The 26,184-nt window shown below is 56.2% G+C and carries 21 protein-coding genes; 3 read left to right on the top strand and 18 right to left on the bottom strand.

Annotation, left to right across the window (positions count from 1 at the left end):
- Positions 1-10 precede the first annotated feature (10 nt).
- The 4 genes from BM485_16505 to BM485_16490 are packed head-to-tail and all read right to left on the bottom strand — an operon-like array spanning position 11 to position 4,497.
- The gene (locus BM485_16505; GenBank protein ID OKY73876.1) at positions 11-436 is read right to left on the bottom strand and encodes a hypothetical protein; all 426 of its coding nucleotides are present in this window, start codon (positions 434-436) and stop codon (positions 11-13) included.
- Positions 437-448: 12 nt separating this feature from the next.
- Positions 449-2,632, bottom strand: a complete 2,184-nt coding sequence (locus BM485_16500) for a hypothetical protein (GenBank protein ID OKY73875.1) — start codon at positions 2,630-2,632, stop codon at positions 449-451.
- Between the two features lie 31 nt (positions 2,633-2,663).
- Positions 2,664-3,581, bottom strand: a complete 918-nt coding sequence (locus BM485_16495) for an MBL fold metallo-hydrolase (protein OKY73874.1) — start codon at positions 3,579-3,581, stop codon at positions 2,664-2,666.
- Between the two features lie 28 nt (positions 3,582-3,609).
- Positions 3,610-4,497: a metal-dependent phosphohydrolase gene (locus BM485_16490; protein OKY73873.1), complete on the bottom strand. Its 888-nt coding sequence runs from the start codon at positions 4,495-4,497 to the stop codon at positions 3,610-3,612.
- 122 nt (positions 4,498-4,619) lie between these two features.
- Here BM485_16490 and BM485_16485 point away from each other — a divergent pair, with 122 nt between their 5' ends.
- Both BM485_16485 and BM485_16480 read left to right on the top strand, forming a co-directional pair.
- The gene (locus tag BM485_16485) at positions 4,620-6,263 is read left to right on the top strand and encodes a hypothetical protein (GenBank protein ID OKY73872.1); all 1,644 of its coding nucleotides are present in this window, start codon (positions 4,620-4,622) and stop codon (positions 6,261-6,263) included.
- 267 nt (positions 6,264-6,530) lie between these two features.
- Entirely contained in the window at positions 6,531-9,635 is a 3,105-nt protein-coding gene (locus tag BM485_16480; protein ID OKY73871.1) for a hypothetical protein, read from the top strand.
- A gap of 48 nt (positions 9,636-9,683) precedes the next feature.
- Here the strand turns inward: BM485_16480 and BM485_16475 are convergent, their stop codons facing one another.
- From BM485_16475 to BM485_16420, 12 genes are all read right to left on the bottom strand, one after another.
- Complete coding sequence (locus BM485_16475; protein OKY73870.1) at positions 9,684-11,015, bottom strand: two-component system response regulator; 1,332 nt, start codon at positions 11,013-11,015, stop codon at positions 9,684-9,686.
- 4 nt (positions 11,016-11,019) lie between these two features.
- Positions 11,020-12,570, bottom strand: a complete 1,551-nt coding sequence (locus tag BM485_16470; GenBank protein ID OKY73869.1) for a hypothetical protein — start codon at positions 12,568-12,570, stop codon at positions 11,020-11,022.
- A gap of 2 nt (positions 12,571-12,572) precedes the next feature.
- The gene (locus BM485_16465; GenBank protein OKY73868.1) at positions 12,573-13,007 is read right to left on the bottom strand and encodes a hypothetical protein; all 435 of its coding nucleotides are present in this window, start codon (positions 13,005-13,007) and stop codon (positions 12,573-12,575) included.
- A 226-nt stretch (positions 13,008-13,233) separates the two neighbouring features.
- Entirely contained in the window at positions 13,234-15,099 is a 1,866-nt protein-coding gene (locus tag BM485_16460) for a tRNA uridine-5-carboxymethylaminomethyl(34) synthesis enzyme MnmG (GenBank protein OKY73867.1), read from the bottom strand.
- Positions 15,096-16,604, bottom strand: coding sequence for a potassium transporter (locus BM485_16455; protein OKY73866.1), 1,509 nt, complete (start codon positions 16,602-16,604; stop codon positions 15,096-15,098). Before BM485_16455 ends, BM485_16460 begins: the two co-directional genes overlap by 4 nt.
- 8 nt (positions 16,605-16,612) lie before the next feature.
- A complete protein-coding gene (locus BM485_16450) occupies positions 16,613-17,959 on the bottom strand; it encodes a Trk system potassium transport protein TrkA (protein OKY73865.1) in 1,347 nt (448 codons plus the stop codon).
- A gap of 1 nt (position 17,960) precedes the next feature.
- Positions 17,961-18,779, bottom strand: a complete 819-nt coding sequence (locus tag BM485_16445; protein ID OKY73864.1) for a hypothetical protein — start codon at positions 18,777-18,779, stop codon at positions 17,961-17,963.
- Between the two features lie 15 nt (positions 18,780-18,794).
- On the bottom strand, positions 18,795-19,109 hold the full coding sequence (locus BM485_16440; protein OKY73863.1) for a transcriptional regulator: 315 nt from the start codon (positions 19,107-19,109) through the stop codon (positions 18,795-18,797).
- A 9-nt stretch (positions 19,110-19,118) separates the two neighbouring features.
- Positions 19,119-19,808 carry a methyltransferase gene (locus BM485_16435; protein ID OKY73862.1) on the bottom strand — a complete coding sequence of 230 codons (690 nt, stop codon included), beginning with the start codon at positions 19,806-19,808 and terminating at the stop codon, positions 19,119-19,121.
- 75 nt (positions 19,809-19,883) lie between these two features.
- Positions 19,884-20,696, bottom strand: a complete 813-nt coding sequence (locus BM485_16430; GenBank protein OKY73861.1) for an undecaprenyl-diphosphatase UppP — start codon at positions 20,694-20,696, stop codon at positions 19,884-19,886.
- A gap of 121 nt (positions 20,697-20,817) precedes the next feature.
- Positions 20,818-21,024, bottom strand: coding sequence for a hypothetical protein (locus BM485_16425; protein ID OKY73860.1), 207 nt, complete (start codon positions 21,022-21,024; stop codon positions 20,818-20,820).
- A gap of 164 nt (positions 21,025-21,188) precedes the next feature.
- Positions 21,189-21,689 carry a cytochrome c biogenesis protein (TlpA) gene (locus BM485_16420; protein ID OKY73859.1) on the bottom strand — a complete coding sequence of 167 codons (501 nt, stop codon included), beginning with the start codon at positions 21,687-21,689 and terminating at the stop codon, positions 21,189-21,191.
- Between the two features lie 156 nt (positions 21,690-21,845).
- Between BM485_16420 and BM485_16415 the strand changes: the two genes are divergently transcribed.
- Positions 21,846-23,303 (top strand): hypothetical protein, encoded by a 1,458-nt coding sequence (locus BM485_16415; GenBank protein OKY73858.1) that lies wholly within the window; start codon positions 21,846-21,848, stop codon positions 23,301-23,303.
- Here the strand turns inward: BM485_16415 and BM485_16410 are convergent.
- The gene (locus BM485_16410) at positions 23,265-24,302 is read right to left on the bottom strand and encodes a hypothetical protein (GenBank protein ID OKY73857.1); all 1,038 of its coding nucleotides are present in this window, start codon (positions 24,300-24,302) and stop codon (positions 23,265-23,267) included. The two genes, BM485_16415 and BM485_16410, sit on opposite strands and share 39 nt — an antisense overlap.
- Complete coding sequence (locus BM485_16405; GenBank protein OKY73856.1) at positions 24,289-26,130, bottom strand: hypothetical protein; 1,842 nt, start codon at positions 26,128-26,130, stop codon at positions 24,289-24,291. Before BM485_16405 ends, BM485_16410 begins: the two co-directional genes overlap by 14 nt.
- Positions 26,131-26,184 lie beyond the last annotated feature (54 nt).

Below are 26,184 nucleotides of genomic sequence, written 5' to 3'. Positions count from 1 at the left end.
AATGATTGGCCTATACCTTGATATCGATCATGATGCCGGCTTCCTGTTGCAGGTTTTTCAGCATCGAGGGGAGATCGCTGATATGGATCGCTTCGTCCCGTACAATCCGGCAGACCAGACCGTTCGTGCAGTCATAAATGTCCAGGGCATAGCCCCCCTCTTCCCTGACCAGGCCGAGATGGATGGCGATCCCCGCCTTTTCCAGGTTCCGGTTGACCTGGCTCACCAGCAGTTGCAGGTCTCTTTCCGCCTCATCGGTCAGATGTGCTTCCACTCCCTCGACATAGGGTCTGTTCTCGCCTCGCCGCCATTTTTTTTGATATTGATTGATGGGCAGGACAGGATTAATGCCGGCGATTTCCCGGATGGTGAGGGGCGATTCACCGGTGTCGATACGGGCAGGGCGGGGAAATTTGACTTCATCGCTGATGACCATGTTCTGACTCCTTTATGTTGCCAATCTTTCCTTCAGCCTGCTGTTGCGCTGCTCGATGCTGTTGTTTCTGATGGCGAAGGCTATGGCTTTCGGGCTGCCGATGACGATGACCAGGTTTTTGCCGCGGGTGATGGCGGTGTACAGGAGATTTCTTTGGAGCAGCGGGTAATGAACGGTATGCACCGGCACAATGACGCATTTGAATTCCGAACCTTGCGATTTGTGCACCGTAACGGCATAGGCAAGCTCGATTTCAGCCAGGTCGCTTTTTTCGTATGCCACTTCCCGGCCGTCAAAGTCGATGACAATTGGCTGGTCCTCGCTGTTTTTTTCGACAACAAAGCCGATGTCGCCGTTAAAGACCTCCTTGTCGTAGTTGTTGCGGATCTGCATTACCTTGTCCCCTGGCCGCAGGCGGCTCATCCGCTCGGGAGACGGCTCGTGGCTCGTGCCCGGATTGCAGACCTGCTGCAGGGTCTGATTCAGATTGTCGCAGCCGATAACCCCCTTGCGCATCGGGGTCAGCACCTGGATGTCGCGCAACGGGTCAAATCCGTATTTTTTCCACAACCTGCCGGCGCAGAGGCTGCTGATTTCGGCGGCGATCTCCAGCGGGTCATCCCGTTTGATGAAATAAAAATCCTTGTCCCCATGATAGTCGGGCAGCAGTTCGAGAAATTCGCCGCGGTTTATGCGGCCGGCATTGACGCTGATGAGTGAGCCTTCACTCTGGCGATAGATTCTGCTAAGGCGCACCAGAGGGAAAACGCCGGAGTCGATACAGTCCCGCAGCACGTTTCCCGGGCCCACCGACGGCAGCTGGTCCACGTCGCCGACCAGCAGCAGGGACGCTCCGGGGGAAATGGCCTTGAAAAGTGAATTGGCCAGGACAATGTCCATCATCGAGGCTTCATCCACGACAACCAGATCTGACTCCAGGGGATTGTCGTCGCCTCTTCGAAAACCACGCAGGGACGGGTCATATTCGAGCAGCCGGTGGATGGTCCGGGCCTCGCGGCCGCATGTTTCTCCCAGTCTTTTGGCCGCTCGTCCGGTTGGCGCGGCGAGATCGATCCGCACATTGCTTTCGGCAAGGATGAGGAGCAGGCCCTTGAGAATGGTGCTTTTGCCGGTACCCGGGCCGCCGGTGATGATCGTCACCCGGTTCTCCAGGGCGGTTTTCAGGGCCTGCTGCTGTTCCGGGGCAAGGGTGACAGCCATTTTTTTTGCCGCCCAGGCAAGCGATTTGTCAAGCTCAGCGGAAGAAACCGAACGACAAGGCCTGGAGAGCCGGGCAAGACTTGAGGCAACGCCCTGTTCGGCGTAATACAGCGGGGCCGGATAAATGCACCCTTGGTCCCGGGCGATTTTTCCATCTGCTTCGAGGCGCGCCATTTCACCACAAATCATTGCGGAGAGATCTCCGAGATCCCCGTCCGGGTCAAGCAGCGTCCGACATTGCGAGAGAAGCTCGGACTGCGGCAGGTAGCAGTGGCCGTTGCCTGACGCCTCATGGAGAACAAAAAGCAGAGCCGCCCGCGCCCGTCTGCTGTCGTGCAGGGGAATGCCCATGGACAGGGCAATGCCGTCGGCGCTTTTGAAGCCGATGCCCCGGATGTCTTCGGCCAGGCGGTAGGGGTTGTTCGCCACGACCTGCAAAGCCATGGTCCCATATGTTTTGAAAATTTTTACGGCAAAGGCGGCGGAAATATTGTGTCCCTGTAGAAAAACCATGATTTCATGGATATTTTTCTGTTCCTGCCAGGCGGTTGAGATCCGGGAGATTCTTTTTTCTCCCAACCCCTGCACCTCACGCAGCCGTTCCGGCGCTTTGTCCAGGATATCCAGGGTTTCCAGGCCGAATTTCTTGACGATGCGCGCGGCAAAGCCGGGGCCGACTCCCCGGACCAGCCCGGAGCCGAGATAGCGTTCAATTCCGTTTACGGTGTTTGGTTTTTCCAGGGCGTAATGCTCGACCTTGAACTGGCGGCCGTGCCTGCTGTCGTTCGTCCACCAGCCGGAAAGGGAGAGGGTGGAGCCCACCGGCACCCCGGAAAAACGGCCGACAATGGTGGTCAGGTCAGCGCCCGCATTCACCGCTTGCAAGCGGGCCACGGTATAGCCGTTTTCCTCGTTGTGAAAGGTGATGCGTTCCAGTGTGCCCTGGATTGTTGTCAGCTTGTCTTCCTCGGGCATGCGTATTCACTGATGGGCGGAGCGATGTGACCTACAGGGTGATCTCATCGCCCTCCCGGGCGAAAAAGATATTGGTGGAACCGAATTTGCCTTTGCCGCAATAGGTTTTAGCCAGTTCATCCATCTGCTCATCGGTACGCATGGGTTCATGATGAAAAAGGGCCAGATTCTTGACGTTGTTGCGGGCCGCCATGGGGCAGACATATTCGAAAAAAGAGTGACCCCAGCCCGCCTTGCCCGCGTCATACTCGGCCTTGGTGTACTGGCAGTCATAGACCAGCAGGTCGGCTCCGGCAACGAAATTTTCCACCACCGCGTTCTGGTCCAGGGCGGCCAGCTCGCCTTCCCGGGCCATTGCCTCATCATAGGAGGGGTCGGAGGGGTCGGTGACGAATATGTTGCGGAAGGGCTCCGTGTCATAGGCGGTGCAGAAGACCTTGCCCCGGTGTTCAAAGCGGTAGCCCAGGCAGAGAATGGGGTGGTTGAGATATTTGGTGGCCAGTTTGATGCCGTCACCCAGGTTATACCGTCCTTCCTTGAGGTCGATGTACTTGATGGCGGCGCCCAGTTCCTCTCCCCGTACCGGAAAGTAACGGTAGGTGAGCTGGCCGCCGACGATTTTTTCCAGGGTGTCCTGTTCGTAGGAAACAGGGCCGTAAACGGTGAGTTTGGTGCCGGGAATGTAAATGGGGACAAAAAAGGGAAAACCCATTATATGATCCCAGTGGGTATGGGAAAGAAATATTTCAGTTTTGATCGGGCCGTTGGGCAGGTCGTTTTTCATCATGAAATTGCCCAGTTCCCGCAGGCCGGAGCCGGCATCGATGATGATGAGGCGGTTGATTTCGGGAAAGCGCACCTCAAGGCAGGGGGTGTTGCCGCCGTACTTCATGGTGAGCGGTCCGGGACAGGGGATGGAGCCGCGGACGCCCCAGAATTTTACCTTCATGCTGTTTCCTCGGTTGGGTGGGGATTCTTTATTCCCTGGCAATCTGCAGAAAGACCTGGGCCTTTTCGATTTCCTCTTCAACGGTGGCGTGCAGGGCGGAAAGGCGGGGCCAGGGCACCCCTCCCGCGGTCAGGATCTGGTCCACCAGGGGGATTTCCTGGTAATGGTCACCGGCCGAGCCTATTTCAAAGATGTTGGCATAGAGGTTGGCGAGGGAGATGGTGGCGACGAGCTCCCGTTTTTCCTCGGGCAGGGTTCCCGGGTTGTGATGGTGGGTGAGGGAATAGGTCATGGATTGGTTGAGCTGCCATTTTTCGCCGATCATTTTGCCGGTGATGCGATGGTCGAAACCAAAGATCATTTTTTCGGCCCGCACCAGGGAGCAACGCTGCAGGCGGGCCAGCTCCAGGGCCTGTTGATACTCTTCGGGAAAACAGTTGGAAAGAGGTATCTTGCCCAGATCGTGCAGCAGTCCGGCAACAAAGTATTCTTCCCGGCTCGTCGGCGGGATGTTTTTTTCAACGGCAATGGCCTTGGCGGTAACCCCCACGCAGATGGAATGGGTCCAGAAGGTGTCCATTGCAAAGCATTGGGATTTTTCTTTTCCCAGGGTGCCGAGAATGGCGGTGCTTAACGCCAGGTTTTTGACGGTGTTGAGTCCCAGCATGATAATGGCGCGGGTCAGGGAGGTAACCTGGTTGGGCAGGGAATAATAGGCGGAGTTGATCAACTTCAAAACCTGACCGGTCAAGACAGGATCAAGGGAGATGACCCGGTTGAGGTCATTGGGCGAGGTGTTGGGCTGATTGCACACCTCCATGACCTTGGTCACGGTGGTCGACAGGCTTGGCATTCTGTCGATGAATTCACGGAGCTGAGCAAAAAGATCTTCTTTGGTATCTAAAGAATTTGCCATTGTTTTCTCTATTTTTTATAACCTGCGGAAAATAAAATTCATCATAGTATGTTCCCGACGCCGGGTCAAGAAATGCGGCAGTTGGGACAAAGAGAAATAACAATAAACGCGAGAGCAAAAAAATGAACGACTGCAAATTTATAATCGGCATTGATACGGGTGGTACTTATACGGACGCGGTTCTGCTGCACAAAGAGGAGAAGAAGCTCGTTGCCTCGGCCAAGTTTCCCACCACCCATCATAATCTCAGCCTGGGCATATCGAGATGTCTCGGCGAGCTTTTTTCCCGTTCCGCCATCCGTCCCGTTGATGTGGAACTGGTGGCCGTTTCCACCACCCTTGCCACCAACGCGGTGGTGGAGGGCAAGGGCGCGGATGTGGCGCTCTTGGTGGCCGGGCCGACGAAGCACTTCAAGCTGCCGGTGGTGGCGGTCAATTTCATACGCGGGGGACATAATCATCTCGGGGAGGAGGCGGAAAAGCTTGAGGTGGAAACCCTGGTGGATTCGGTGCGGAATTTGGCGGGGCTGGTTGATGCCTATGCCGTCTGCGCCGCCATGAGCATCGTCAATCCGGCCCATGAGTTGATCATGGCCAAGGCGATCAGTTTGATTGATCCCAAACCGGTCTTCTGTTCCCATGAGGTGAGCGATCGCCCGGGAATCAAGGAACGGGCGGCCACCTGCGTGCTCAATGCCCGATTGATGCCGGTGATGGAGGATTTTTTGACCGGCATGCAGGATTCCCTGGTGGCTTTGGGCATGGCCGGTCGGGTGGACATCATCAAGGGTGACGCCACGCCCATGGAAATCAGTCAAACCCATAAACAGGCGGCCTCGACGGTGGCCAGCGGCCCGGCGGCCACTGCCTGGTTCGGCCTTTCCTTTTCCCCTTCTCCCGACGCCCTGATCGTCGATGTCGGCGGCACCACCACCGATATCACGGTGATCAGGGACGGCCACCCCCTGCTGGATACCGAGGGCAGCCTGATCGGCGAGTGGCATACCCATGTTGACGCGGTGCAGATGAGCACGGTGGGCGCGGGCGGCGACAGTCATGCCTCGGTGGACGGAAGGGGCCATCTCAAGGTCGGCTCGGTCAGGGTGACGCCCCTTGCCATGTCCGACCGCATCCCGCCCCCTGCCGACTGGCTCGGTCGGGGCCTGGCGGACCGCTGCGTGGCGGCTGATCCGGATATTAGCCCGGAAGAGGCGCGGCATGACAAGGTGCTCGCCTTTCTGGTGGAGCATGGGCCGGCAACGCCGCAAACCATCAAGCAGCAATTTGACATGGCGGAAATCACCCTGGTTGACCACCTGAAGGAATTGAATCGTCTCCAGCTTGTTGTTGAAGCGGGTTTTACCCCCACCGATGCCCTGCACGTGCTGGAAAGGCTTCAACTCGGCAACCGCGAGGCCTCTCTGCAAGGGGCCATGCGTCTGGCGGCGGAGCTTGGAATCGGGGTGGAAGAGCTGTGCCGCCGGGTGCTTGAAGCGGTGGAACAGAAAATCGAGGACGCCATTGTCGACCACCTGCTGAAGATTGAGACCGGCAAGACGCTTTGCGGTTTTTACCCGGGTTACCGTAAAAGCACGATGCTCGATCTCCGTTTTGCCGCCCGCCTTCCCATTGTCGGCATCGGCGCCGCGGCCCGCTATCTGCTGCCCAAGGTGGCCCAGAGGTTGCAGACCGAGGTGGTCTTCCCGGCCCATTACGAGGTGGGCAACGCCTATGGCGCCGCCATGATAGGTCTGGCAAAATCATAATCCGAACGGGGTGATCTCGGCCGGAGTGCCTTATCCCGCTTCGGCCTCTTTTTCAAAAAACATATACAAATCCGGTTAGGTGAGATAAAAAATAAGGAAAGACAGAATCACGAAGTCTATTTCAAAAACAGTGATGTTGCTCTCTTTGCCTTGCCTTTCATTCTGAATACTGATTTCAGCTTGTTGCACAAAATAAGAAAAGTTGAATAAAGGTCTTCCATGCCCATTTCTTCCGGCCGCAGTTTTTCCCGCACTCTTGTTTTGTACATGAGTCTGCTGGTTGCCCTGTCAATCGGGCTGTTGGGAGGCTTGTGGATTTTTCAGGAGTATTCCGGCTTTACCCGGCAGGCCGATGAGATGCGGGCCGCCATGCTTGCCGAACGGAAGAATAATCTGATAAAAAAGGTGGCCGATGTTGCCGAATTTATCGGCTTCAAAAAATCGCAAACCGAAGACCGGGTGCGCGCCAACATCAAATCACGGGTTTATGAGGCCCATGCCCTCGCTACCCACATTCACCAAACCTACCGCCACACGAAAACAACGGCCGAGCTGCGGGACATGATCCGTGAGGCCCTGCGCGCTCTCCGTTTTGACAACGGGCAGGGGTATTATTTCGCCGCATCACTGGACGGCACGGAACAGCTTTTTGTTGACAGGCCGGAGTTGCAAGGAAAAAATCTCCTGGACATGCGGGACGCAAGCGGCGCTTATGTCATTCGCGACATGATCGCCATTGCCCGGCAGAACGCGGAAGGATTTTATTCCTATACCTGGACCAAGCCGGGGCGGCAGGGAAAAGATTTCAGAAAAATATCCTTTATCAAATATTTCGCTCCCTTTGACTGGTTTATCGGCACCGGCGTCTATATCGATGATATGGAGGAGGAGATCAAAAAGGAGGTGATCGACTGGATAGGTCAGCTCCGTTTCGGCAGCCGGGGGTATGTTTTTGCCGGACAGTGGGATGGATTCATTCTGGCCGGGCCGGGGCAAGGGGAGAATGTCCTGCAAAACGGCAGCGACGACGCCCGGCGGGTTGTCCGGGAACTCATCGACCTTGCCGAAACCGGGGGAGGCTACATCTATTATGACATGCCGAAGTTTGACAACCAGGCTGCGGGCATGAAGACAAGTTATATACTGCCGGTCGAGGAGTGGCAGTGGTATGTGGGCGCCGGAGAATATATCGACGACATCGAGCTTTCCCTGGCCGCGGCAAAAAAATCCATGCATGCCCGGATGCGGGAAAACATTATCAGCATCCTCGTTGTTCTGCTCGGCCTGCTCCTCACCTCTTTTTTCATTGCCCGCTGGATCAGCAGGAAAACCAAGAGGAATTTTGCCGTGCTCACCTCCTTTTTCGAACGGGCCGCTTTCGGGCTGCATGCCATTGACACGGAGGAGCTTGAGTTTGCCGAATTTCAGCAGATGGCGGTGGCGGCAAACACCATGGTCGCCGAGCGCAATCGGGTCATGGTCGAACTGGGCGAGAAAGAGGACCGCTACCGGTCCCTGTTTGATTCGGCCAGTGACGCCATTGTCATTCTGCAGGACGGCGTCTGCGTCGACTGCAATGAAAAAGCCCTGCTCCTTTTCGGCGCCGGCCGGCAAGAGTTCATCGGTTCGCCGCCGCACCTTTTTTCGCCGGAAATACAGCCGGACGGCATCCTGTCCCAGGCAAAAGCCGTTGCCAAAATGAAGCTTGCCATGTCCGGCCGACAGCAGTTTTTCGAGTGGATGTGCAAAAAAAAGGACGGCACATTATTTGAGAGCGAGGTGAGTCTTTCCGTGCCGCGGCTGGGGGAGAAAGTCTATGTGCAGGCCATAGTGCGTGACATCACCGCCCGCAAGCAGGCGGAAAAGCAGCTGGTGCGGCTTGCCTCGGCCATCGAGCAGGCGGCCGAGGAAATTGTCATCACCGACGGCAACGGCAATATCGATTATGTCAATCCCGCCTTTACCCTGATTACCGGCTACCCTCTGCAAGAGGTGGCCGGAAAACCATATAACTTTCTGGCCGACAAGGCGGCTGATCCCGTTTTCGATGCGATATGGGAAACAATGCTGGAAGGCGCCGTGTGGCGGGGGCGGATGTCGCACCGGAAAAAAGACGGCCGGGTATTTGAGGCCGACAGCGCTGTTTCCCCTATTGTCGATCAGCGCGGCCGGCGGATGGGCTATGTTTTTGTCATGCGGGATGTGACGGAACAGATCAAGGTGGAGGCCATGTTCAGGCAGACCCAGAAAATGGAGGCCATCGGCACCCTGGCCGGCGGGATTGCCCATGATTTCAACAATATTCTTGCCGCTGTTTTCGGTTTTGCCGAAATAGCAAAGATTGATGTGCCGCCGGATTCCCGGGCAGGGAGAAGCCTGGACAAGATTCTTGAAGCGGCCGGCAGGGCGCGGGATCTGGTCAAGCAGATCCTCACCTTCAGCCGCAGGACCGATTTGCAGCCGCAACCGATCCATCTCCGGGTTCTTGTCAAGGAGGCCATGAAATTACTGACCGCCTCCCTGCCGTCAACCATCGCGATCCAGGCAAATTTTCAGTCCGGCGAAGCGGTGATGGCAGATCCCTCCTCCATTCATCAGATTATCATGAACCTCTGCGCCAACGCCGGGCATGCCATGCGGAAAACCGGCGGCATCCTTTCCATTTCCCTTCTTGATGTCGATCTTGATTCCGATTTCGCCCGGGTTCATGCCGGTATTACCCCCGGCCGCTTTGTCCGTTTGACCGTCAGCGATACCGGCCACGGCATCCCCCCCGAGGTTGTCGACCGCATGTTTGAGCCCTTTTTCACCACCAAGGAGGAGGGAGAGGGAACCGGCATGGGGCTTGCCGTGGTGCACGGCATTGTCCAGCGGTTGGGCGGTGCAGTCACCGTGCACAGCGAGATCGGCAAGGGCAGCTCCTTTGCCGTTTATTTGCCGATGCACACCGGCGGATTGGAGGAAAAAAAGAGGGAGGATGAAAGGGTTGCCGGAGGTTCGGAACGCATTCTTTTTGTCGATGACGAGGCCTTTATTGTCGATGTGGCCAAACAGATGCTGGAGCTGCTCGGTTATCAGGTAATCGCCAGAACAAGCAGCCGGGAGGCACTCGCCTATTTCACGGAGCATGCCGATGACATTGATCTCTTGATTACCGATTACACCATGCCGGCCATGACGGGAATCGATCTGGCCGGGAAGGTCCGGGAGATTCGCCCTGATCTGCCCATCCTGCTCTGCACCGGCTATAATGCCGGCTTGTCGGTTGATGAAATAGAGGCGGCCGGCATCCGGGAGATTGTTTACAAGCCCGTGGTCCGCAAGGATCTGGCGGCGATCGTTCGTCGCACTTTGGATGCAATTGAGAATTGAGAATGAGAGCGCCTTGTTCCGTAATTACCAATTCTCCATTTTCAATTATCAATTTCTTTTTATCCCGTATTTTCCCATCTTATAGCGCAAGACCCGTTCGCTGATGCCGAGCGCTTCGGCGGCATGGGTCTGCACCCAGTCATGTTTTTCCAGGGCGGCGAGAATCATCTCCTGTTCCACTGATTCCAGCCGCTCGCCAAGGGATCCCTGCTCGCCGACCGACTTGTGGAGTCGCATTTCGGCCGGCAGGTCGGCCACCCGGATCACCGGACCGCGGAGCATGGTGACGGTGCGCTGGATAACATGCTCAAGCTCGCGGACATTGCCGGGAAACGGGTACTTGACCAGGGTGGCCATGGCCTCCGGGTCAAAACGGACCGGCCGCATGCTGTAACGCTCGAGAAAAAAATCAACCAGCAGCGGGATGTCCTCCTTGCGCCGGCGCAGGGGCGGGATTTCTATTTCCAGCACATTAAGCCGGTAATAGAGATCTTCCCGGAATTTGCCTTCAGCGGCCAGCTCTTTGAGATCACGGTTGGTGGCGGTCAGCACCCGCACGTCCACCTCGATATCGGTTTCGCTGCCCACCCGGCTGATCTTTTTTTCCTGCAAGGCCCGCAGCAGCTTGGCCTGCAGGTTAAGGGGAAGCTCACCCACTTCGTCGAGAAAAAGACTGCCTGCCTGGGCCAGCTCGAAGCGTCCTTTCCTTTTGGATGTGGCACCGGTGAAAGATCCCTTTTCATGACCGAACAACTCCGACTCAAAGAGATTTTCCGGCACCGCCGCACAGTTGACCTCAATAAAGGGCGCCTGGCTGCGGGGGCTGAGCAGATGAATGAGATGGGCGATGAGCTCCTTGCCGGTACCTGTTTCGCCTCGGATGAGCACGGTCCACGGTGTCTGGGAAACCCGTTGCACGGTGGAGAGCAGGTTCTGCATGGCGGGACTCGCGCCGATGACCTTGAGCGGCAGTTCGCGGCTGTCAAGGGTTTCCGTCACCGCGGCGACATCTTCCTCCATGGCGGTCTGCTGTTCTATCCGTTCGATTTTTTCCAGCAGTTCCAGCAGATCAACCGGTTTTTCGAGAAAATCGTCAGCCCCGAGCCGCATCACCTTGACCGCGGTTTCAACCGCTCCATAGGCGGTTATCATGATGGCGTGCACCAGCGGATTGATTTCCTTCAAGCGGGCCAGCACCTCATCGCCGTTCATGTCCGGCATCTTATGGTCAAGAAGAACGAGCTGGACCGGGTGGAGGGAGAAAAGCTGGAGGGCATGGGTGCCGTTTTCCGCCGCAAAAACCTGGTATCCTTTTTTCTCCAGGAAGCCCTGCAGCGTTTCCCGCTGCATTTTTTCGTCATCAACCACAAGTATCTTCATGGAATCACTCTTCAGGTTGTTTTTTTCCGGTGGTCAGCGGCAGGGAGATGACGGCGCGGAAAATTTTGTTGTCCGGGGTTTCAATGGCAAGCGAACCGCCATGGGCCTGGGCAATGCGCCGGGCAATGGGCAGGCCGAGACCGGTTCCCCTGGTTTTGGTGGTAAAATATGGCTCAAGAAGCTGGCTGAGGTCATCCGGCAGCGACAGGCTGCTGCTGTTTTCAATGATGATCCGCGCGATTTTCCCCTGCTCCTCGCCGGCGATAAGGGAAATTTCGCCGCCGGCGGGCTGCGCTTCAACCGCGTTTTTGATGATATTTTCAAAAAGGCGGCCGAGAAGTTCAAAATCTCCGGCCACGGCTGTCGGTAAATCGGTGGCAAGCCGCATCGTGATCCCCTTGTCGAGGCACTGGGGCTGGTACAGTTTGGCAATGGCGCTGATCACGGCAGCAAGATCAACCGGCTCGGGTTGTATGGTAATGGGTTTTGTGTAACGCAGCAGGTCGCCGATAATGGCATCGGTCCGCTTAACCGCCTGGCGCATGCTGGCGGCCAGGTCCCGGTGTTCCCGGCTCAGCTCGTCCGCCTCGATCTCGATGCGCTGCAGCCCCATGCTGATGGCGTTTAAGGGATTACGGATTTCATGGGTTATGGTTGCGGTGGCCCGGCCCAGGGCCGCGTCTTCCCGTTGCTGGGCAAGTCTGCGCTCATAATCGGTAATTTTGTGCAGGTACGTTTTCTGGTAACGGTACAGGAGCCAGGAAAAGAAGATGCCCAGAAAGGAAAGGAGCATGGTGAAGATGAGCACATTGCGCCAGATCTGACGAACCCGCATGGTATACTGTTCCGTGTCGAAACCGACCCGCAGTTCGGTGCCGCCCGCCCTGATGCGCTGCTCGACGATCTGGCCGGTCGGATTCTTGTCCCGTTCGTCGGCCAGGGTCACATACTTGATGCCCGGCAGGGCTGACAGGGCTTCGAGCAGGGCCGGCATGCGCAGCTGCTGATGGAGCTTTTCAACCGGCACGGCGGAAAAGCCGAGCAGGATGCAGCCGCCGGCCTCCCGAGGCCAGGTCATGACGTATAATTTTTTATCCGCAAGGTAATCAAGGCGTGTTTTCCCGCCGCCGCAGGTGAAGGCGGAAAGCAGGGCGTTGCCGGTGCTGGTCCTGCTGCCGTCGCCGTTGACGATGAGGATGGCGGTGAGCCCGGTTTCTCCGGCAAAGGCGTTCAGCTCGGGTGAAGAAAAAGGCTCCACCGAATCAAGATAATCAAGGAAACGGGCGGTATTGGCCAGAAATGTTTTTATCGTCTGTTGCAGGGCGTTTTCCGCCAGGATGGCGGTTTTGGTGTTCTGCTCAATAACGCCGCTGACCACCCGGGAATGCATGCCGGCGTAATTCCGGAAGTTGCCCCGCAGCTGGCTCACCTGCCAGAGGGAATAGACCAGGACAATCAGAATCAGGCCGCCGATGACCAGCAGGTTGATTTTCCAGGAGGGGCCAAGGGAGGGGTTCTCCCTGCTGTCCCGTGATTCCGGCGGGAACTGGGGCACGGCTATTTTTCTCCGCTGCCGGGGGAATGATGCTGCTGCATAAGGCAGCGTTTGCGGATGCGGGAGCGCACGCCGGTGGAGTCCTGGTCATGGCGCCAGCCCGCACCGGTTATCCGTTTTGCCTGAAAACGGTTGGCGCCGTCAGGGAGCATTTCGCCCCAGACATGCACAATGGCCTCGGGGGCGACACAGGGGGGGATGAAGTCAGTGGTCACGATAAAGGTCGCCTCCGGGCCGCCGTCATTCCCTTCTTGGGGCTCGATGACCCGCGTCTCCGGGGTGCCCGCCGGGCATTCCCGGCAGGCAAGCGCCACCACGGTTATCTCCCCTTTTTGCCGGTCAATGTCAAGAACCCTGCCCCGCAGGAACGATTCCGCCCGGGAAAAGGCCGGAACCAGGATGATCAGGCAGAGGATGGCAAGTGTCATACGTTTCATATCGGTCTGTCGCTTTTTTATTGGAGTACGGGCACCGCATGGCAACCATTGAAAGCAATATCCACGCCACCGCCTTCGCCTCCTTGTTTCCCGCTTTTCCAGTCGTTTCGCGTGCTATATTCCGGGAAAATCGTTTTTCATCGACATTTGCCGTCAATCTCGACAAAAATGTCGAAGTGACGGGCGGGAGAGGTCACTCAGAGCGCATGAACGCGATGGGACATCGCTACAGCAAGCCCTCTTTTTTCAGGTGGACCTGCAACACCGAGATGGCGGCCGGCGTGATGCCGGAAATGCGCGATGCCTGACCCAGGGAACGCGGCTGGATTCTATTCAGTTTTTCCACCACCTCATTGGAAAGTCCCGGCAGTCCGGTGTAGTTCATGCTTTCCGGCAGGGTGATGTTTTCCAGCTTTTTGAAGCGGTCCACTTGCTCCTGCTGCCGTTTGATGTACCCTTCGTATTTGACCTGCAGCTGCACCTCAAGCTCGATGGCCGGATCAACTTCGATTTTCATGCCGGTGAGCGGCCCCAGATCCCGGAGGGAAAGATCCGGCCGGCGGAGCAGCGATGCCATGGAAACCATCTGCTTGAGCGGCGCCTGACCGGCATTCTCAAGCAGCAGATTGGCCGTGTCGGTCGGTTTGACCTTGGTGGCGGTGAGCCAGTCGAAGGCACTTTTTATCGCATCGCGCTTGCGCTGGAATGCGGCATAAACCGCGTCATCCACCAGCCCCAGATCATGGCCGATGTCGCGCAAGCGCAGATCGGCATTGTCTTCCCGCAGCAGCAAGCGGTATTCGGCCCTGGAGGTGAAGAGCCGGTAGGGTTCCCTGGTGCCGCGGGTGACCAGATCATCAATCAGCACGCCGGTATAGGCCTGGGAGCGGTCGAGAACAAGCGGTTCTTCGTCGCGGCAGTATTTGACCGCGTTGATGCCGGCCATCAGCCCTTGGGCCGCCGCCTCCTCGTAACCCGAGGTGCCGTTGATCTGGCCGGCAAGGAACAGGCCGTTGATCCTTTTTGTTTCCAGGGAGGGATGCAGCTCCAGCGGATCGACATAGTCATATTCAATGGCGTAGCCGGGCCGGATCATTTTCACCTGTTCCAGACCTTTGATGCTGTGCAGCATGGCCAGCTGGACATCCACCGGCAAACTGGTGGGAATACCGTTCGGATAGACTTCAACCGTGTCGAGTCCTTCCGGCTCAAGAAAGATCTGGTGACGGATCTTTTCCGGAAAGCGCATCACCTTGTCTTCGATGGACGGGCAGTAACGCGCCCCCACCCCTTCGATGATGCCGGTGTACATGGGGGAACGGTCGGTTCCCGCCCGGATGATCGCATGGGTCTGTTCGTTGGTGTAGGTGATGTGGCAGGGACGCTGGGGCAGTGACGGGGCCCCGGACGTCGCATAGGAGAAAAAGTTGGGTGGATCGTCGCTGTATTGCGGTTCCAGCCCCTCATAGTTGATGGTGTTGCCGTCAAGCCGGGGGGTGGTGCCGGTTTTCATGCGGCCCATGGCAAAACCGAGTTCCGCAAGACTGTCGGCCAGGGAAAGGGACGGGGCATCGCCCTGGCGGCCGGCCGGGAAGGACTTGAGGCCGATATGGATCAGTCCGTTTAAAAAGGTGCCGGTGGCAATGACCACCGCCCGGCAGGTCAGTGTTTCCTCCAGCGAGGTGGCCACGCCGCTGATCCTGCCGTTTGTCACCAGCAGCCGGTCGGCAAAGGCCTGCCTGATGTCGAGATTCGGCTGGTTCTCCAGCACCTTTTTCATGCGCAGCCGGTAAAGCAGCCGATCGGCCTGGGCCCGGGAAGACCAGACCGCCGGTCCCTTGCTGGTATTGAGCCGGCGAAACTGGATGGCGGTGGCGTCGATGTTTTTTGCCATTTCACCGCCCAATGCGTCGATTTCCTTGACCAGATGGCCCTTGGCCAGGCCGCCGATGGCCGGATTGCAGGACATGGCGCCGATGGTGTCGGCATTGATGACGAGAACGGCGGTGCGGCAGCCCATGCGGGCGGCGGCCAGTGCCGCTTCGCAACCGGCATGCCCGGCGCCTATTACGATGATGTCATAGAGAGTCATTGTTTTTCCAGAGCAGATTTTCCGTTGGCAAGCTGCCATCGCATGACCGGTTTTCTCGCCATCTTCCAGAAGTCGGGGGAGAGAAGCACGGCAACCGTATACAGTTCGAGGCGGCCGGCAAGCATGCAGAAGCTGAGCACCCATTTGGCCAGGTCCGGCAGGCCGCCGAAGTTACAGGCCGGTCCGACCTGATTGAGTCCGGGGCCGACATTGTTCAAGGTGGCGACCACCGCGGTCATGCCGGTTACCAGATCAACCCCGAGCGCGGTTACCACCAGGCTGGCCAGCAAAAAAAAGCTGACATAAAGGGCGAAAAAACCGAGGATGGCGATCATGATTTCCTTCGGCACCTTCTGGTTGCCCAGTTTGATCGTGCCCACCGAGCGGGGATGGACCAGGCTGTGCAGCTGCAGCCGGGCATATTTGAAAAAAAGGAGGATGCGGACCACCTTGATGCCGCCGCCGGTGGAGCCGGCGCAGCCGCCGACAAACATCAGCGCCAGCAGCAGCACCTTGCTGACCGGCGGCCATTGCTCAAAGTCGGCGGTGCCGAAACCGGTGGTGGTGGAGATGGAAACCACCTGAAACAGGGAGTCGCGGAAACCCAGGGTGAAATCGCTGTAAACATCGGCCGCTAAATTGGCGGCCAGGATGATCAGGGTGGTGATGCCGATCAGGAATAAATAAAGGCGGAACTCCTCGTTTTCCCAGTAGTCCGATAATTTTCCGCTGATCAGGACCCGGTGGTGCAGGGAAAAGTTGATGCCGGCGAGAAACATAAAGACGATAAGCACATAATGAATGTAGGAGGAGGTGTAAAACCCGGCGCTTGCCGTATGGGGAGAAAAACCGCCGGTGGCCAGGGTTGCAAAGGCATGGCAGACCGCGTTAAAGAAGGTCATGCCGCCAAGCAGCAGCAGGAGTATCTGGATCAGGGTAAAAAGCACATAAACCGCCCACAGGATACGGGCGGTATCCTGGATTCGCGGGGCCAGACGATCCTTGGTCGGTCCGGGCATCTCCGCCTGAAAGAGCTGGGTGCCGCCCACCCCGAGCAGGGGCAGAATGGCGAGGGAAAGGACGATAATGCCCATGCCGCCCATCCAGTGGGTCATGGCCCGCCAGAAAAGCACGCTGGGCGGCAGCACCTCGACCGTGCTTAAAATGGTGGAGCCGGTGGTGGTGAAACCAGACATGGATTCGAAAAAACAGTTCACATAAGCGGGCATGGCGCCGCAGAAATAATAGGGCAGCGAACCAAGGAAGGCGAGCCCCAGCCAGCTCAACACGACAACGGCAAAGCCGTCGCGGTAGCCCATGTCCTTTTCCGGGGCGAACAGCCACACGTTGAGTCCGCCTGCTGCGGCACCGATGAGTGCGCTCTGCAGAAAAACCCGCGGCATGCCGTCGTGATAATAAAGGCTGAAGGGAATCGGAGTCAGCAGAAAAAGGGAAATCAGAATCAGCAGTTTGCCGATTATATTGAGAACGCCGCCGGTTCGCATCGCTGTTGTTACTCGAAAAAGGCTTCCACCTTGGAGATGGCATCCTTGGCAAAAAAGACGACCAGATTGTCGCCTTCCTCCAGTGTCGTCTCGCCGGAGGGAATAATGACCCTGCGTTTGCGGACAACCGCGCCAAGCACGGCGTCCCGCGGGAATTTCATCGATTTCAAGGGCAGCCCGAGAAATTTCGCCTTGTCGCTTACCAGGATCTCCATCACCTCGGCATCACTGCCCAGCAAAGTGGCGACCGCGACAATATTGCCGGAGCCCCGGACAAAACGAAGAATCATGTTGGCCGCGACCAGCCGCGGACTCAAGGGCACATCAATCCCCAGCTTGCCCAGCAGGGGGAGAAAGTCGGGCCGGGTGATTTTGGTGATGCACTTGCGGGCGCCGTGGTGTTTGGCCAGCAGGCTTGACAGGATGTTGGTGGTGTCGCTGTGGGTGGCGGCAATGACCAGATCCGCCTGATCAATGCCCTCCTCCAGCAGTTCGTGGGAGTCAAGGCCGTCGAAGTTGAGGACCACTGAGTTTCCCAGCTGTTCGGTAAGGAATTCGCACCGTTTTGCATCGCGGTCCACCAGGCTCACCGTGACCTTCTTTCTTTCCATCCGCTTGGCCACCTGATACCCGATGGTGCCGCCGCCGATGATAAAGACCTTTTTGGGCGCCCGGCTGGAAAAATGGAACAGGGACTCAACCTCGGCGATATCCTTTTTCTGGGCCACGAGAAAGATCTTGTCCCCTGCCTCGATCTTGTCGTCACCGCAGGGAATGATCGTGACCTCGTCGCGGATGATGGCGACGATGAGGAAATTATTGCGCTGCTTCATGGACTGCATCTGGTGCAGGGTGACACCCACCATCGGGTTGCCCTTGTAAACTTCGTAGCCCAGCAGCTCCACCTGGCCGCCGGCAAATTCGGCAACGGCAAAGGCATTGGAAATCTGGCTTAATGTCATGATTTCCTCCGCCATGGCAATATCAGGGCTGATGAGGAGATCAATGCCCAGTGCCTTTTCATTCAAGGCCGCGCCGGAGCTGTAAAAATCCTCGTTGCGTACCCGGGCGATCCGGCTTTTTACATTATATTGCTTGGACAGAATGCAGGCAATGAGGTTGACTTCATCGCTGTCGGTGACGGCGATGAAAAGGTCGGTCTGCTTGATGCCCGCCTCTTCGAGCACCCTGGCGGATGCGCCGCTGCCCCGCATGGGCAGGATGTTCAGGTCCCGTTCCAGTTTTCGCAGCTTGCTTTCGTCACTGTCCACCAGCACGACTTCCTGGCCTTCAACCGAAAGTTTCTCACAGAGGTAGTGGCCGACCTGGCCGGCCCCGACAATCATTATCCGCATATCAGTTGCTTCTCTTTTCCCAGGATATCAGGGCCCATTTGATCGGGGTGCTTCGTCTCAGGCTCCATGTGCCGGCCGCATCATGCTGCAAGCGCCGGCTGATATGGCGGTCAAGCGAGCGTTCCTCTTCGTCGCTCAGGTTGTCAAGCATCCAGCGGCAGCTTGCCAGGGCTTCTTTTTTGCCCGCAAAGGTTTTGACCGGATCGAGCTCAATATAGTCGATTGTAGGATGAATTCCCATCTGATGCAACAGGTTCACCGTGAAAATATAGTCGGGTCCGGGATCGAAATTTCTGCCGATTGCGGCAAAGATGTCCGGGTCAAAGGGACCGTTGCCCACCCGGTCGGCAATGAACACCTTATGCGAGGCCCATTTGTCCAGTTTTTCCAGGGCGGCCTTCAGGTCGAAGACGGACAGGGAGCGGGAGCTGACGGCGACATCATGGACAGGTATGGCAAGGGCTTGCCAGTCATCCGTCCAGCTCGCTTGAATGGTTTTGATAGCGGATATGTTTTTTTCCAGGGCGCGGGTTTCCAGTTCAGCCAGCATGGCGGCGGAGAAATCAACGGCCGTCACCGCTGTGACCCGCGCGGCCAGAGGCAGGGCCAGGGTGCCCGGCCCGCACCCGACATCCAGCACTCGCCAGCCCGGTTCCGGCCGCATCAGGGCAAGAAATTTTTCCGCATAATCCGAGTCGACATTCCGTTCGGCAAATCCCGCCGCCCTTTTGTCCCAGGCCTCTTTGTCCTTTTTTTTCCAGCTTTTCCGCAGGCGGGCCTCCTGCCACATTTTGTTCCAGTCGATGTCGTCAGGTCCCATGGCACGGGCTCCCTCTCAATCTCTGATCTTGGAGCGCAAATCAGGCATGGTTTCAGGTTTGCCGGCATCCCAGATTTTACTTTCCCTGCCGGTGGCGGTGACGTTTTCGTAGACGCCGTTGTCCCGGCGCACAAGTTTGGTAAACCCGAGGTTTTTTAAGTCACTGTTGGTCTTTGGGGTGCTGATGGCGCAGAGGGAAATGAGCCGTTTGACCGGATGACCGCATTGCGGACACTGGGTCAGCTTTGGACTGGAAAGAGACTGGCTTATCTCAAAACGTACCCCGAGGGAGCAGCTCTGGTCGCTATGTTCGTACTCGTAAAGCGGCATAGGTCGCGACTATTTTCTTTGTAACCGGTTGACAAGGATGGTCAGTTCCCCTTCCTGGGACATCATCTTGCGGGCGCTGACGGCTATCTGGAAGGTGTTTTGGGCACGTTCCAGGAATTTGGGCACACTTTTGCGGCGGACGTCGTGGGCGATGTAAATGGTCCCTTGCGGGGCAAGATAGGTATCAAATACGTTAAGCAGCGGCTGGAAGAATTCATCGCGAAAGAGAATCTCGGCGCCGATAATGATATCAAAAGGAGCAAGTTTCGGCGGGTTTTTCCAGTCGATGATTCTGAAATCAACATCGGTCAGGCCGTTTGCCGCGGCGCTTACCCGTTCAAAATCCAGGATATGGGGTTCGTAATCGCTTAAGGTGACGTTATACCCCCTGGCGGCGGCAACCAGGCCGGGTGCGGCAAGACCCGCGCCCAGCTCCAGCACTCGCCGGCCGGGTTGAACAGGAATGGAAGCCATGATATCGGCCAGCATCAGTGACGCTTCCCACAGTTTGACCCAGAAGGGAAAAATCGAGACATCGGCAAAGGGGTCGCGACCGGCCAGCAGGTGTTCCAGGTCCGTTACCTGCAGGATCTGCAGCTCGATATCCCGCACCCGCAGGGGTTCAAAGCTGACTTTGTATTCCTTTCTGATTCGTTTCAGGATATCTTTTGCCTTTTCAGGCAGATTTTTTGTTTCCACTTTCGTGCGACCTTTTAATCAGATTGATAATGGGCAGCCTCACGGCTGTTGTTGGTGCATGTTTCGCATCGTCTCTTACGAAGAGCCGAGCAGCAGGGCAACGACGACCACTGCCGACAAGGCAAAACGGTAATAGGCAAAGACGGTCAGGGATTTTGTGCGAACAAAGCGCATGAGCAGGGCAATGACAAAATATCCGGAAATCGCCGATGAGAAAAACCCCGTTCCATAAAAGAGAAATGCGCTTCGATCAAGCCCTTGACTGAAAATTTCCGGAATTTTATAGACCCCGGCACCGAAAATGATCGGCGCGGACAGCAGAAAGGAAAACCGGGCGCTTGCTGAACGGTTCAGGCCGAGAAAGATAGCCGCGGTCATGGTGCTTCCGCTTCGCGATACCCCGGGAATCAAGGCAAGTGCCTGGGAAAAACCGATGATAAGCGCATCTTTGATGGTTATTGTCGAGTACTCCCGCAGATGACTGCCCCTTTTTTCCGCCAGCCAGAGAAAAAAACCGGCGGCCGACAAAGAAAAGGCGACGGTGGCGGGGCCGCGTAAATACTGTTCCGCTGCATCTCCCCAGAGCAGGCCGGCAATAACCGCCGGAAGAGTGGCAAGACAGATGTACAGACACATGCGTTGGAGCTGCGGCGCATCCTCCCTGGCGGAGCGTCCGAAAAGGGCGAGGATAAGATCGATAATATCCTGGCGGAAGTAGATGAGGATGGCGATCAGCGTCCCCATGTGCAACGCGATGTCGAAGGTCAGTCCGGCTTCTTCGATATGAAAAAAGGCCTCGGCCAGAGCGAGATGACCGGAACTTGATACGGGAAGAAATTCCGTTGCGCCCTGAAGGATGCCAAGAAAGGCGGCATAGAGTAAATTCACGTGTAAATTTCCTGAATTTGCAGCGGATTATGAAAGGGGTATGATCCGTAAAATAAAAAAAGACCGTTTCATCCGAAGATCAAACGGTCTTTTTTTCTTATAGCGTAAGCGGGAGAGGTGATTAGCAACCCTCGATTGCTTTGCCTTTCTTTGCTTTTACTTCGACGCTGTCACCAGCTTTCAGGTCACCGGCGCCTTCGCAGGTCATGGTTACTTTGTCGCCTTCAACGCCGTCAACGGTGCATTTGATTTTAGCAGCCATGGAAAAGGTTGCGGTGCTAGCAATGAAAGCTGCGGTCAAGGCCAGAGTCAAAAGTTTTTTGCTCATTGTTTTCTCCTTTTGATGTTGTTCTGATCTAAAAAGTTGTACCCAATTAACCCTACAGCACATAAATATACTTGGTCTCAGAAAGATGTCAACCGTAAAATGAATGGAGTCTCATGCCGGCCGGGAGGACCCTTTCGTTGTGCCGGTGCTCTTTGCCCGCCCTGTTACTGAATAATCTGTTTGATGTCTTCGACAAAAACCGTGTGCGCCACATAGCCGGGATAACTTTTGACGATTTTGCCGTCTCTGTTGATCAAAAAGGAGGTGGGGATGCCGACGATGCCGCCGAAGTCGCGGGTGATTTGTGTATCAGCCATCAACACCGGATAGTTGATCCCGGTTTTTTCAATCACTTTTTTCACCGGTTTCGTGCCGTCCTGATCAACGGAAATGGCCACCACGGAAAAGCCGCTTTTTCCGTATTCATCCTGCAGGTTGATCAGGGAGGGGATTTCCTGCAGGCAGGGCGGGCACCAGGTGGCGAAAAAGGTGACAAGCACGACTTGTCCCTTGAACTGTTCACTGCTGATGTTTTTGCCGTCAGCCGCGGATTCCAGGGAAAAAGACGGCATAGCCGTTGCTGCCGCTGCGGAAAATGCGGGAAGCAGGGCCAGTAAAAAAACAGTGAGAGAAAAGTGGATTTTGTTAAGTAAATATTTTTTCATTATTTCACCATATGATGTAGAACTCTAAAAACGGGCATTGCTACCCAAGCGGAATGTCATTCAAAAAGATTGCAAATTAAGAGAGTACTAAAATACCCAAAAGGTTCGATTAATGTCAACAAAAAGATCCATGCCTTTCACATTCAAGGGATAACCGTGGATTGCGACAGCAAAAAATGGCTGGTTTTTCTCGTGGTGAGTTTCGGTGTTTTTCTTTCCACCCTGGACAGTTCCATGGTCAACATCGCTCTTCCCGCCATCATGGCTGAATTCGGCTCGCCGCTTCACAAAACCGAATGGGTGGTGATGTCGTATCTGCTCACCACGAGTACCACACTGCTGGTTTGGGGCCATTTTTCCGACCGGCTGGGCAGAAATCGTTTTTACGGATTCGGCTTTCTTGTTTTCGGAGTCGGGTCCTTGTTCTGTGCCCTTGCCCCGACGTTGAATCTGCTGATAGCCGCCCGTTTTTTGCAGGCCCTGGGGGCTGCCGTTTTGATGGCAAACGGTCCAGCCTTGATCCGGCAGGCCTTTCCTCCGGGAAAACTTGGTCGCGGCATGGGGTTTGTCGGCATACCCGTTTCTCTCGGGCTGATGAGCGGTCCCGTGATCGGCGGCTATCTCATCGAGTTTTTTTCCTGGCGGGCCCTTTTTCTTCTTTCCCTGCCGGTTTGCTTTTTGTTCGCCGTCCTATCCCGCTTTGTGCTGCCTGCCACTCCCTCAACCGGCGCATCGACCCGCAAATTTGACTGGGCAGGGTCAACTCTCTGGGCGCTGCTGCTTGCCGCGGTTTCATTTTTTCTTACCCATGCCCTGTCCACCGGGATTTCCTGGCCGATGGCAACTCTTTTTATCGCCGTTATCCTGTTTGTCGGGATTGTTTTTATTCGGGTTGAGGCAATGGCCGCGGATCCGGTTTTTCCCCTCGCCCTGCTGAAAAAATCCTTTTTTTTCATTGGGGTGATGAGCGCCTTGCTCTCTTTTCTGATTCTCTTTGCCGTGCTGATTCTCATTCCCTTTTATCTTGATCGCGTCCTGGGATTAAGTGCTTCTCGCACCGGACTTGTGATGCTGACCATTCCTTTGACCGTCCTGCTGGTGGCGCCCCTTGCCGGCTGGTTGTCGGATTATCTGGGGGCAAAACTTCTTTCCACCCTGGGCCTGGCCTGTTCCTGTTTTGGCCTGCTGTTGCTGGCTTTGCTCACACCGCAAACGTCTCCCTGGGGAGTGGCGGTGCGCTTGATGTTTCTCGGGATCGGTCAAGCCATGTTTCTTTCACCCAACAGCGCTTCCGTTCTCGGTCGGCTGGGCAATAAAAACAGCGGCACAGCCGCGGCGCTGCTCGCCACGGCGAGAAATCTCGGTATGATGCTCGGCGTGGCGCTGGCCGGTATGGCTTTTTCTTTTTTTTTCCGCCTCACTTCCGGCGGATACGATCTGCGCCATTATGAAGGACATATGGCAGAGAGCTTTTGTCAGGCGCTGCAGCCCACTTTTTTGCTTTTTCTGGGTGCCGGTCTTTTTGCCGTCCATCTTTCCTGGCAGCGGCCGTTTTTTGTGGCCAACAAAAGGGGGTCAGACGCTGATGTCAATCAGGGAGAAACGATGGAGTGATGCCTTTTGTTCCAGTTTGTCTTTTAATTGGGAGACAATGTTGTTGCTGTCCAGCCGACAGGAAAAGGCAACCGGCTGATAGCCCCGGCTTTCAAGAATGCGGCGGAGCTCAGGGACATTGGCGGCAATATGCTGAAGCGCTTTTTCCGATTGCAGGCAGAACTCGCCGCTGATTGCCGTGTCCGCCACGGCGGCATGGATGGCCAGCGGACCAATGCCGCTCATGTCAAGAAAAAAACTTAAAGAAAAGCTCTCCTTGTCTTTTTGAGCGGCATCTCTTTCCAGGGCGAGAAGCCATTCACCCCAGCCCGTGTTGCCTGCAAAAAAACAGGGGAAGAGATAAAAATTCTGGTTGCTTCCCTGGGGCGGCTGGCTGTTCACTTCTTGATGGGCCGTCATCAGCCTGGTCAGTTTATCCGCAGGGTGAGAGCCCATTTCGTCAGTTGTTTTTTGTCGGGTGAGACCGGCCGCCGGATCGGAAAATTCTTTTTTGGTTGTCGGCCGGCTGCTTAACAGTGCAATGAGAGTTCGTATGATGTCTGCGTCCGGCTCCCCGGCGATCAGCGCGGCAGCCAACGCTGCCGGCGTCGTCCCGCTTTGCGGCGTTTCCTGGATCAAGGGCGACGGCAAGGACGCCGGCGCCTTGCCCCCTGTCGTTCCGACGGACGCGAAAGATCCGGACAGGAGAATTTTCAAAAAATCCTGCACAGCGCCTTTTTTACCGGCAAGAGCAAGCAGCGGCAGGCTGCCGCCTTTGCCTATCTCCAGCCAGAGCTCACTGCCGACCTTGAGTTCGATCAGGCTTTGCGCGGTGATGGTTTTGCCGTTTACATCGAGAATGACTTTCCCGTCCCCGCCAAGGCCCATCACTTTTGCCTTGATGAGATCGCCCTGATTGAATTGCGGCAGGGCATCGAGGTTTTTGATTGTGTCGCTTTTTGGTGCGATCTGGGTGGTTTTGCCGGACAGCGGATGAGGAGAGGTGTCAGTGATTTTCATTTTGTGCCAGGGGCAGATTTATTTTCACCTCCAGGCCGTCATCGTGACGAATGAGAGAAAAATTGCCGCCGTGGGCTTTAATAAACCTGTCGACCAGGGTGAGTCCCATGCCGGTGCCGTATGTTTTCGTGGTGAAAAAAGGTTCCGCAGCCTTGTTGAGATAGGCGCCGTTCAGTCCGCCGCCTGTGTCACGAAATGAAACATGGGCCATTTCGTTGTCGTTCGCGGCGCTGATGTGTAACGTGCCGCCGGACGGCATGGCCTCCATGGCATTGCGCAGGATGTTGAGAAAGACCCGGCGAATTTGTTTGCTGTCCATGAAAATGGTGGGATCGGGTTCGGGCAGGTCAAGTTTCCAGGAAATATTCTGTTTCACCAGGCTTGTTCTGATCAGCATCAATGTTTTTTTGATGACCGGATAAAGGGGGCCGAGCTGTTTTTCCCCCTGGGGCTGACTGACAAAATCAAAAAGTTCGGTCAGGGTCGCCTCCAGCCGGTCTGTTTCCTTGACCATGACATCCAGATATTTTTTCCACTCATCACCCTCGATTTTGCGGGCCAGAATACGGGCAACCCCGCCGATGGAGGTAATCGGATTTCTGATGATATGCACCATCTGGGCCGCCATCTGGCCGAGAGCGGCATAACGTTCCGCCTCAATCAGCAGATCCTTGTTTTTGTCCAGCTCGTGGGTTACCTCCTCCAGTTCGACCAGTTTGCGCTGCATGTCACGGTGGAGACGGCTTTGCTCGATGGCGAGGCTGGCTTGGCTGGCAAAAAGCTCCAGGGCGCCGACATGCCCGTCCGGAATGGGTTTCCGGGTTACGTAGTTGTCGGCGATAATAACGCCGATGGAACGGCCCGGGGCAAAAAGCGGCACCACGACGAAGGTGTCTTCCTGGAGGAGATGGATCAGATCCTCGGGAACCGGGATTGACGCGGTGCCGTTGGTGACATTGAAGCTGATTCTCTCCTGGGCGGACTTTATCAGGATGTGATCGGCGAGGCTTACCGGAATATGCAGCGTTTTAATGATTTTGTTCACCGTGTCATCGTCACGGGAACAGGCTTGGCCGAGATTATTAACGATATCGAGGAACTGCAGGTCTTTGGTTCTCATTTCCGTCCATATCTGGGCCGCTTCTTCCCTGCATCCCGGACCGATGGCCATCCTGCCGGTCAGGACCTGATTTTCGTCGTCGAAAAGGGCCAGAAAGGCGCGGTTAAAGCGCAGCCCCTCATTGGCGGTTATGCCGACCAGAATGGCGCGGAGGATCTGGTCCAGCTCGCCGGAACTGAGATAAACGGTGTTCATCTTCACGGAAAGCTGGTGCAGGAGCTGAATGCGGAAATAGGCCTGCTCGAGATCTTTCTGGTAGCGGCGGTTTTCCAGCACCAGCCGTCTTTTTTCCAGATTTTTTTTCACCACCACCATGATTTCGTTAAATTGCACCGGTTTGGTGATGTAATCATCGGCGCCGTTGCGAATACACTCCAGCGCCACCTGGATGTCCGCCTGTCCGGATAGCATGATGATGGAGGTGTCCGGATAGCCGGCTGTGATTTCCGGCAGCAGAGCGGTACCGTCCATGTCCGGCAGGCCGATATCGAGCAGGATAAGGGCGACATTTGCCTGGGCGAGCAGCGCCTTCAGTTCCAAGCCGCCGCCGGCGTCGGTCACGGGAAATCCCTGTTGCTCAAAGTAGAGTTTCAGCGGTTCACGGATGGCGATTTCATCGTCGACGATGGCAAGCACTTCATTGCCCTGCAAAAGATGTTCAGCCGCCAGTGAGATGTAGGGGCGCAGCCCGGAGTTGGGTCCACTCATTTTCTTGTCATGTCGTGTTGTGAGGCGCTGCCTGAATTTTCCGCCAAGTCATCA

It is taken from the genome of Desulfobulbaceae bacterium DB1, from assembly GCA_001914235.1.
In the GTDB taxonomy this organism is placed as follows: domain Bacteria; phylum Desulfobacterota; class Desulfobulbia; order Desulfobulbales; family SURF-16; genus DB1.
Note: the sequence above shows the minus strand (reverse complement) of the source record. Positions and strands in the feature narration are given on the sequence as shown.

What these genes read in the sequence shown, in the direction of transcription:
- BM485_16505 (OKY73876.1), bottom strand. Translation starts at nt 436, where the DNA reads ATGGTCATCAGCGATGAAGTCAAATTTCCCCGCCCTGCCCGTATCGAC.
- BM485_16500 (OKY73875.1), bottom strand. Translation starts at nt 2,632, where the DNA reads ATGCCCGAGGAAGACAAGCTGACAACAATCCAGGGCACACTGGAACGC.
- BM485_16495 (OKY73874.1), bottom strand. Translation starts at nt 3,581, where the DNA reads ATGAAGGTAAAATTCTGGGGCGTCCGCGGCTCCATCCCCTGTCCCGGA.
- BM485_16490 (OKY73873.1), bottom strand. Translation starts at nt 4,497, where the DNA reads ATGGCAAATTCTTTAGATACCAAAGAAGATCTTTTTGCTCAGCTCCGT.
- BM485_16485 (OKY73872.1), top strand. Translation starts at nt 4,620, where the DNA reads ATGAACGACTGCAAATTTATAATCGGCATTGATACGGGTGGTACTTAT.
- BM485_16480 (OKY73871.1), top strand. Translation starts at nt 6,531, where the DNA reads ATGAGTCTGCTGGTTGCCCTGTCAATCGGGCTGTTGGGAGGCTTGTGG.
- BM485_16475 (OKY73870.1), bottom strand. Translation starts at nt 11,015, where the DNA reads ATGAAGATACTTGTGGTTGATGACGAAAAAATGCAGCGGGAAACGCTG.
- BM485_16465 (OKY73868.1), bottom strand. Translation starts at nt 13,007, where the DNA reads ATGAAACGTATGACACTTGCCATCCTCTGCCTGATCATCCTGGTTCCG.
- BM485_16460 (OKY73867.1), bottom strand. Translation starts at nt 15,099, where the DNA reads ATGACTCTCTATGACATCATCGTAATAGGCGCCGGGCATGCCGGTTGC.
- BM485_16455 (OKY73866.1), bottom strand. Translation starts at nt 16,604, where the DNA reads ATGCGAACCGGCGGCGTTCTCAATATAATCGGCAAACTGCTGATTCTG.
- BM485_16450 (OKY73865.1), bottom strand. Translation starts at nt 17,959, where the DNA reads ATGCGGATAATGATTGTCGGGGCCGGCCAGGTCGGCCACTACCTCTGT.
- BM485_16445 (OKY73864.1), bottom strand. Translation starts at nt 18,779, where the DNA reads ATGGGACCTGACGACATCGACTGGAACAAAATGTGGCAGGAGGCCCGC.
- BM485_16440 (OKY73863.1), bottom strand. Translation starts at nt 19,109, where the DNA reads ATGCCGCTTTACGAGTACGAACATAGCGACCAGAGCTGCTCCCTCGGG.
- BM485_16425 (OKY73860.1), bottom strand. Translation starts at nt 21,024, where the DNA reads ATGAGCAAAAAACTTTTGACTCTGGCCTTGACCGCAGCTTTCATTGCT.
- BM485_16420 (OKY73859.1), bottom strand. Translation starts at nt 21,689, where the DNA reads ATGAAAAAATATTTACTTAACAAAATCCACTTTTCTCTCACTGTTTTT.
- BM485_16410 (OKY73857.1), bottom strand. Translation starts at nt 24,302, where the DNA reads ATGAAAATCACTGACACCTCTCCTCATCCGCTGTCCGGCAAAACCACC.
- BM485_16405 (OKY73856.1), bottom strand. Translation starts at nt 26,130, where the DNA reads ATGAGTGGACCCAACTCCGGGCTGCGCCCCTACATCTCACTGGCGGCT.